This is a genomic window from Nostoc sp. T09, from assembly GCF_002154695.1.
In the GTDB taxonomy this organism is placed as follows: domain Bacteria; phylum Cyanobacteriota; class Cyanobacteriia; order Cyanobacteriales; family Nostocaceae; genus Aulosira.
In genome coordinates this window covers 1-6,102 of the sequence record NZ_MTAV01000162.1, presented here as the reverse complement: position 1 = coordinate 6,102, position 6,102 = coordinate 1, and the positions used below count along the sequence as shown (strand labels likewise).

At 42.8% G+C, this 6,102-nt stretch carries 7 protein-coding genes; 3 read left to right on the top strand and 4 right to left on the bottom strand.

The genetic code is table 11. The features are described 5' to 3' along the window. Positions 1-242 precede the first annotated feature (242 nt). Positions 243-410, bottom strand: coding sequence for a hypothetical protein (locus tag BV372_RS36725; protein ID WP_179198261.1), 168 nt, complete (start codon positions 408-410; stop codon positions 243-245). Positions 411-819: 409 nt separating this feature from the next. Here BV372_RS36725 and BV372_RS28065 point away from each other — a divergent pair, with 409 nt between their 5' ends. Both BV372_RS28065 and rpsU read left to right on the top strand, forming a co-directional pair. Beyond that, positions 820-1,137, top strand: a complete 318-nt coding sequence (locus tag BV372_RS28065) for an RNA-binding protein (protein ID WP_086689763.1) — start codon at positions 820-822, stop codon at positions 1,135-1,137. 127 nt (positions 1,138-1,264) lie between these two features. Then, positions 1,265-1,453, top strand: a complete 189-nt coding sequence (gene rpsU, locus BV372_RS28060) for a 30S ribosomal protein S21 (protein ID WP_086689762.1) — start codon at positions 1,265-1,267, stop codon at positions 1,451-1,453. Between the two features lie 224 nt (positions 1,454-1,677). Here rpsU and arfB read toward each other — a convergent pair whose 3' ends face one another. Next, on the bottom strand, positions 1,678-2,091 hold the full coding sequence (arfB, locus tag BV372_RS28055) for an alternative ribosome rescue aminoacyl-tRNA hydrolase ArfB (RefSeq protein ID WP_086689761.1): 414 nt from the start codon (positions 2,089-2,091) through the stop codon (positions 1,678-1,680). A 492-nt stretch (positions 2,092-2,583) separates the two neighbouring features. Between arfB and BV372_RS28050 the strand changes: the two genes are divergently transcribed. Beyond that, the gene (locus tag BV372_RS28050; RefSeq protein WP_086689760.1) at positions 2,584-2,955 is read left to right on the top strand and encodes a response regulator; all 372 of its coding nucleotides are present in this window, start codon (positions 2,584-2,586) and stop codon (positions 2,953-2,955) included. Position 2,956: 1 nt separating this feature from the next. On the opposite strand, the gene BV372_RS28045 is transcribed toward BV372_RS28050, so the two are convergent. Both BV372_RS28045 and BV372_RS28040 read right to left on the bottom strand, forming a co-directional pair. Then, complete coding sequence (locus tag BV372_RS28045) at positions 2,957-3,379, bottom strand: PleD family two-component system response regulator (protein WP_256973501.1); 423 nt, start codon at positions 3,377-3,379, stop codon at positions 2,957-2,959. Positions 3,380-3,721: 342 nt separating this feature from the next. Continuing rightward, complete coding sequence (locus BV372_RS28040) at positions 3,722-5,737, bottom strand: ATP-binding protein (RefSeq protein ID WP_086689759.1); 2,016 nt, start codon at positions 5,735-5,737, stop codon at positions 3,722-3,724. Positions 5,738-6,102: the final 365 nt, after the last annotated feature.

Sequence of the window (6,102 nt, the reverse complement as noted above, 5' to 3'; positions counted from 1 at the left end):
TTCCCTGTTCCCTGTTCCCTTGCCTTCACAGAAGAATTTTCTTAACTGAACCGTATTGGTATGTAATCTTTAATCTCAAAGCGATCGCGCACCAGGGCAAACAAATCATGTTGATGGGCTGGCAGGATATCGCAAAGGAAGTAGCCTAGAGACATAACCGTAACTCTTATTTCTGGCAATTCCTATTGCTTATGTCTAGTAATATTACGTACTAACTACCCTAGAGAGATTACTTAACCTTATTAATTACGGACATCTGCGACTATTAAAGCAGCATTAAAGGTATCGCCATGACATTGCTGCAAGCGTACCTTTTTTGTTAAATGTCGTTGCGATTTGTTGGTCGGTTGGAATGTGCGATCGCTCGTCTGCTTTTTCTCCAGATAAGCTAATCCGCCTTTAAGTTGCATAATCCTTAGCCTCAAAAAGACACAGGGACGAGGAGGACGGGAGACGCAACGATGGTGAAACCGACGCCTCCTCCATCTCTTATTTCATCAAACTCATTCTCGATTACCCGAATGGTGAGTCTGTATGTCTATCTGTTGATCAAACACACTAAAACTGGGTATCCAGATAGATGAGTAGCCAACTGAGGCGATGCTACGACGGGCTACGCCTACGCACCTAGTTTTACATCACTGGTTAATTAACCATCTTTTTGATGCAGAAAATTATCTTCTATGTCATCCTAGAAAACGAGAGTTAATTCGGTGAGTATTTTTGTTTTTAGTATTGACAGGCTTTTCCCTTTTGGTATTGACAGACTTTTCTCCGAAATTTAAATCTCAACAAGTGTAATAATTTTGGAGATAATCGATGTCAATTTACGTAGGCAACCTCTCTTACGAAGTTACCCAAGACACCTTGACCGCTGTTTTTGCAGAATACGGCACTGTAAGGCGTGTTCAACTACCTACTGACCGCGAAACAGGACAACTACGTGGTTTTGGATTTGTGGAAATGGGAACTGAAGCTGAAGAAGCAGCGGCCATAGAAGCCCTTGATGGTGCTGAATGGATGGGTCGTGACCTCAAAGTTAACAAAGCCAAGCCTAGAGAAGATAGAGGTTCTTCTGGCGGTGGTAATCGGGGGGGATACGGTGGCGGCGGCGGTGGTAGACGTAACCGCTACTAAGCGTTGAAACCTGAAATTTACAAGCGAATTTTCAGGTCAGACAAAGAGTACGCCTTTTTTTGCCCTTTCAACTGGACGGCTTATCATTATAAGCTATTAATTTTAAGTCAAATTAGCAGGAGAGATAATGACCCAAATAGTAGTGGGCGACAATGAACACATTGAGTCAGCCTTACGCCGATTTAAACGAGAAGTTTCCAAGGCTGGGATTTTTCAAGATATGAAAAAGCATCGTCACTTTGAAACGCCTATTGAAAAACGCAAGCGTAAAGAAGTTGCCAAGCACAGGCAAGGCAAGAGACGTTTCCGTACTTAATGCGTGTCATATAAATTAAATTAATCAATGCCCTCAGAGATTTCATGAGGGCTTTTTTTAGAGAATTTAGCAGAAGTACAATTGTAGGAGCCAATGCTGTTCGCTGTTGCGCGGTAATGGCTCTTGGGCGATCGCACTTACTACAAAGACAATTTCCCTAGCGAGACATTGGGTTGCTGTTCCAGTGATGTACGTTTAACCTCTTGTTTAACTGCGATCGCATTTCAATCAATAGCCTGCCTTCTAGTAGATTTAATCTGTCCTCGCTTAGTTTTACTGTCAAGGCGTTTTTTTTGAGAACTGCGAGTTGGTTTGGTAGGTTTGCGTTTTCTCTTCAGTACGACTGCGTTTTTAATAAGTTCTTGAAGTCGTTGTAAAGCCTCCTCCCGATTCTGCTCTTGGCTGCGGTGTTCTTGAGCTTTGATGACGACGACTCCCTCCTGGGTAATGCGCCTGTCCTTCAGTTTTAGAAGCTGCTCTTTATAGAAAGCGGGTAAAGATGAAGCCTCAATGTCAAAGCGCAAGTGGATGGCGGTAGAAACTTTGTTGACGTTTTGACCACCTGCGCCTTGAGAACGAATCGCACTAATTTCGAGTTCGCTATCAGGGATGATAATTTTGTGAGAAATTTGCAACATATCTTAATTATATAGCGTTATTAGTGCGATCGCGTAGCTTCTGGGGGCTAGAAGCCTAGCATTATAACGATTTTGATTTATATATACGATACCGGACAGACTAAAGCTTATATCTGTATCTATACTTACAAGAATTTGGCATTTGGATGCCTTTGATACTTTAATGCTTAAAACTACACAAAGGAATTATTAATGCATTGCCAATCCATCTTTATTGATGGCTTATATTTCTTGTTTATTGTCAATAGACTTCTTGCAGAAGTCGGTTAAAGGGAAAGGGGAAAAGGAGAAAGGAACTCAAAACCCTTTCCCTTTAACTTTTTCCCTTTCCCCCCTCTTTCCTATAGGATGTCGTAAACCTTAAGAAATGCACCTGATACTCAGCTGTTAGCCATCTGGAATGGCTGGGCACAAAAGCGCATCAATAGTAGAATAATTCACATATTTAGAGTAAATCAGGCGTAGAAAGCTATTTTTTGTTAAATCAGCCTAATGGAAGCTTTGATTAAGCGTATATTAATTTGTGATGACGTTGCTGATGATGCACTGCTTTTACAAGCAATACTACTAGCAGATGATTGTCAAATTCAAATAGTTAATTCTGGGAAAGAAGTACTTAGCTTTCTTGAAACCAACTCTAATCTACCAGACTTATTAATATTAGATGTTATGATGCCCGTAATGGATGGATTTGAAGTTGTTCAGCGCATCCGACAGTCAAATAAATTAAAATCTCTTCCCGTCTTATTAGTAACAGGAATGTATATAGATGATACTAATCTCGATATTAAGGTTGATGGATTTATTCAGAAACCTATTAATATCGATACTGTAATTTCTCAGGTTAGAGCAATTTTAGATTAAGTTAGTCTACAGCCTGCAAAATCTGTTGAATCCTTGCAACCAGGTCATCAGGATCTACAGGTTTTTGAATAATTCCATTAACGCTTATATCACTTAATTCCATTGCAAGTACTTCTTTATGTGCTGTAATGAGCAAAATAGGTAGAGTTTGCAAATGTTTATCTTTTTGAACACGTCTAACTATTTCATACCCATTTATTTCGGGCATCATGATATCTAATAGTAACAAGTCTGGTTTTTGAGATTCAATTTTATTGAGAGCTTCGATTCCAGATGTTACAAACTCAACTGTATAACCTTCCATTTCTAAAATTGTTTGAAAGAAAATACAGTTATCTTCAACATCGTCACAAATCAAAATATAGTGATTAACACTATTCGATGTTACTCCTTCATTAAGCATTCCATAATCAAGCCATAACATTTTCTCTATCTACCATGTTTAAAGTTGCAAACTTTTACTTCAATCTTCAGAGTGATATCACTTACATGTTTGTGTAAAGATTAGATGTATGTCAATCTATATTTTAGTAGATGCATATCCTGAAAGTTATAGTTGAAGACCGTTTGGGAATGTGTAGTAAAACTTAGGCGTTGAAGTTGCCTAACTTTACTCCCATTCCCTGCTGTCAGGAATCTTGTTGAGAAAGCGATCCATCCACCGTTCGGCTAAAGCTGCGATCGTTAAGGATGGGTTAGCGCAGGCAGTTGCATATTAGTGCTCAGATGTAACCTCTCATGCCTGCTTTGTACCTCTTACTCAAGATTAATCGCTGAACAAGGCAGCGTTTAACTCATCAGCATCGACTGGCTTGACCAAATGCACGTTGAAGCCTGCCTTGTGGGAACGCTCTCGGTCTTGTTGTTGTCCGTACCCGCTAACTGCCAAGAGCCTGATCTTACTTAAGCCCGGCAACTGCCGGATGCGCCGAGCAAGTTCATAACCATCCATCACAGGGAGACCAATATCGAGGACTGCGATATCTGGGAGAAAATACTGCGCAACTTCCAGCCCTTCTACCCCGTTGTGGGCAACCCGGATTGTATGACCATAAAAGCTAAATAAGGCTGCCAACATCTCCGCTGCATCCACATTATCATCTACGATTAATATACGCAGTTGATTATTTTGAGTTGGATTACGGATTGTTTCGAGCTTTTCCTCAATATGCAAAGCTTCAGTTGCTAACGGCAGCCAGACAGTGAATTCGCTGCCGCGACCTCTGCCCGCACTTGCCGCAGATACTCGCCCCCCATGTAGCGCTACGAGGTTTTTCACAATTGCCAGCCCAAGTCCGAGACCGCCTTGGGATCTATCAGAAGATTGCTGCTCCTGGTAGAACAGATCGAATACCTTAGGAAGGAGATCGGAAGGAATGCCTTTGCCAGTATCGCTCACGCGTAGCAATACTTCATCTTTGACACGCTCGGCGGCGATCGCAATTTCCCCACCTGGCTCAGTATACTTGGCAGCGTTGTTAAGCAAGTTTGCAACTACTTGCGCCAACCTTCTAGGGTCTGCTTCAACTGTTAAACCCGTGCTGGAAACCTGGACATTGAGCTTGTGATGCTGTTGTTCGAGCAAGGGGCTGCATTGTTCGACTGCTTCGACAACTACCTTGGCTAATTCAAAGTGTTCTTTCTTGAGGGTGAGCTTGCCCTGGGTAAGGCGCGATACATCAAGTAAATCGTCAACCAAACCGACAAGGTGGCGCACTTGGCGTTCAATAACTGTCCGTTCCTTGTCTACCTCCGAGATGCCTCGCTGTCGCATCAAGTTTAAGGCGGTGACTATTGGTGCAAGTGGATTTCTCAGTTCGTGTCCGAGCATTGCCAGAAATTCGTCTTTGGCTCGGTTTGCCAACTCAGCAGAGCGCTTTGCATTGACAATTTCTGTGACCTCAAAAGCAATCACAACAATGCCGTCGATCTTTCCTTGCTCATCTGGGAGTGGCTGATAAACTACCTCGAAAGAACACTCCTGAAGCGTCGGTGGCTGTCCGCGATACAACATCATCTGCGGTCTGCCGACGTATGGTATACCAGTTGTGTATGCTTGCTCTAGCATTTCATAAACACCCTGTCCAGCAAGCTCCGGTAAAGCTACGCGCAGTGGCTTACCCATAACGGGTCTATGATCGACCAATTCTAGGTAACGGTCATTAGCAAACTCATAGACGAGATCCAGTCCTCGCAATACGGTAATACCAACAGGTGCGTTTTCAAAAATCCGTCTCAGCTGATCCGCATTGGCTTGCAAACGTCTTTGGGTAAGAACTGTTTCCGTTGTCTCAGTAAATGTAACCAGAACTCCGGCGACGTTACCGAGATCATCTGGAACAGGACTATAGGAAAAATTGAAGTAGCAATCCTCTGGATAGCCAAAGCGCTCAATGGTGAGCTTGAAATTATCAAAGCCAAATGACTTGCCTTGCCACACTTCTGCCCACATGGGGCCGATCGTACTCCAAATTTCCGTCCAGGTTTCCTGGGCGCTGATCCCCATAGCTGCCGGGTGCTTATTACCGAGAATCGGACGATAAGCATCGTTATAAAACTGTGTAAATTCTTTCCCCCAGGCAATGTACATGGGCAACCGACATTCAAGCAGGATGCGGATGGCAGTCTTTAAGCTCCTAGGCCAACTCTCAACAGGGCCAACAGGAGTTTTACCCCAGTCGATAGTACGCATGAGCGCACCCATTTCTCCACCGCCGGAAAAGGTACTATGGGCGGACAGCCAATTTGTTTCGTTTCCACCTGAATTCGGTTGAATAGGCATGAAGTCAACGGTTACTTGAAATAGTTGTGTTGCAAAAAATTGTTGAGGAGATGAAAACCCTGTTGGTGGGGTTAAGTCTTATATTATTATTCAAATACTGGACTTGCCGCAATTTTCATTTATTGGATAAACAGCATTCTGATCTACATTAATCACTGGTGGAGTTCGGTTTTGACCAGGTTTTAAAGCGCTACGGAAAAATCGTTCCGCAGCCCGTGCATCGCGTTTTGCTCTCAATATAAAGACGATGACGATCAAGAGATGGACACTCGCTTTTGACTTTTATCTATGTTGGGTTTCAATAGTAGACTTCTTGCAGAAGTCGGTAAAAGGGAAAGGGGAAAAGGGGAAAGGAACTCAAAACC

Coding starts and splice junctions, on each gene's coding strand:
- arfB (WP_086689761.1), bottom strand. CDS start 2,091: ATGTTGCAAATTTCTCACAAAATTATCATCCCTGATAGCGAACTCGAA.
- BV372_RS28065 (WP_086689763.1), top strand. CDS start 820: ATGTCAATTTACGTAGGCAACCTCTCTTACGAAGTTACCCAAGACACC.
- rpsU (WP_086689762.1), top strand. CDS start 1,265: ATGACCCAAATAGTAGTGGGCGACAATGAACACATTGAGTCAGCCTTA.
- BV372_RS28050 (WP_086689760.1), top strand. CDS start 2,584: ATGGAAGCTTTGATTAAGCGTATATTAATTTGTGATGACGTTGCTGAT.
- BV372_RS28040 (WP_086689759.1), bottom strand. CDS start 5,737: ATGCCTATTCAACCGAATTCAGGTGGAAACGAAACAAATTGGCTGTCC.
- BV372_RS36725 (WP_179198261.1), bottom strand. CDS start 410: ATGCAACTTAAAGGCGGATTAGCTTATCTGGAGAAAAAGCAGACGAGC.
- BV372_RS28045 (WP_256973501.1), bottom strand. CDS start 3,379: ATGTTATGGCTTGATTATGGAATGCTTAATGAAGGAGTAACATCGAAT.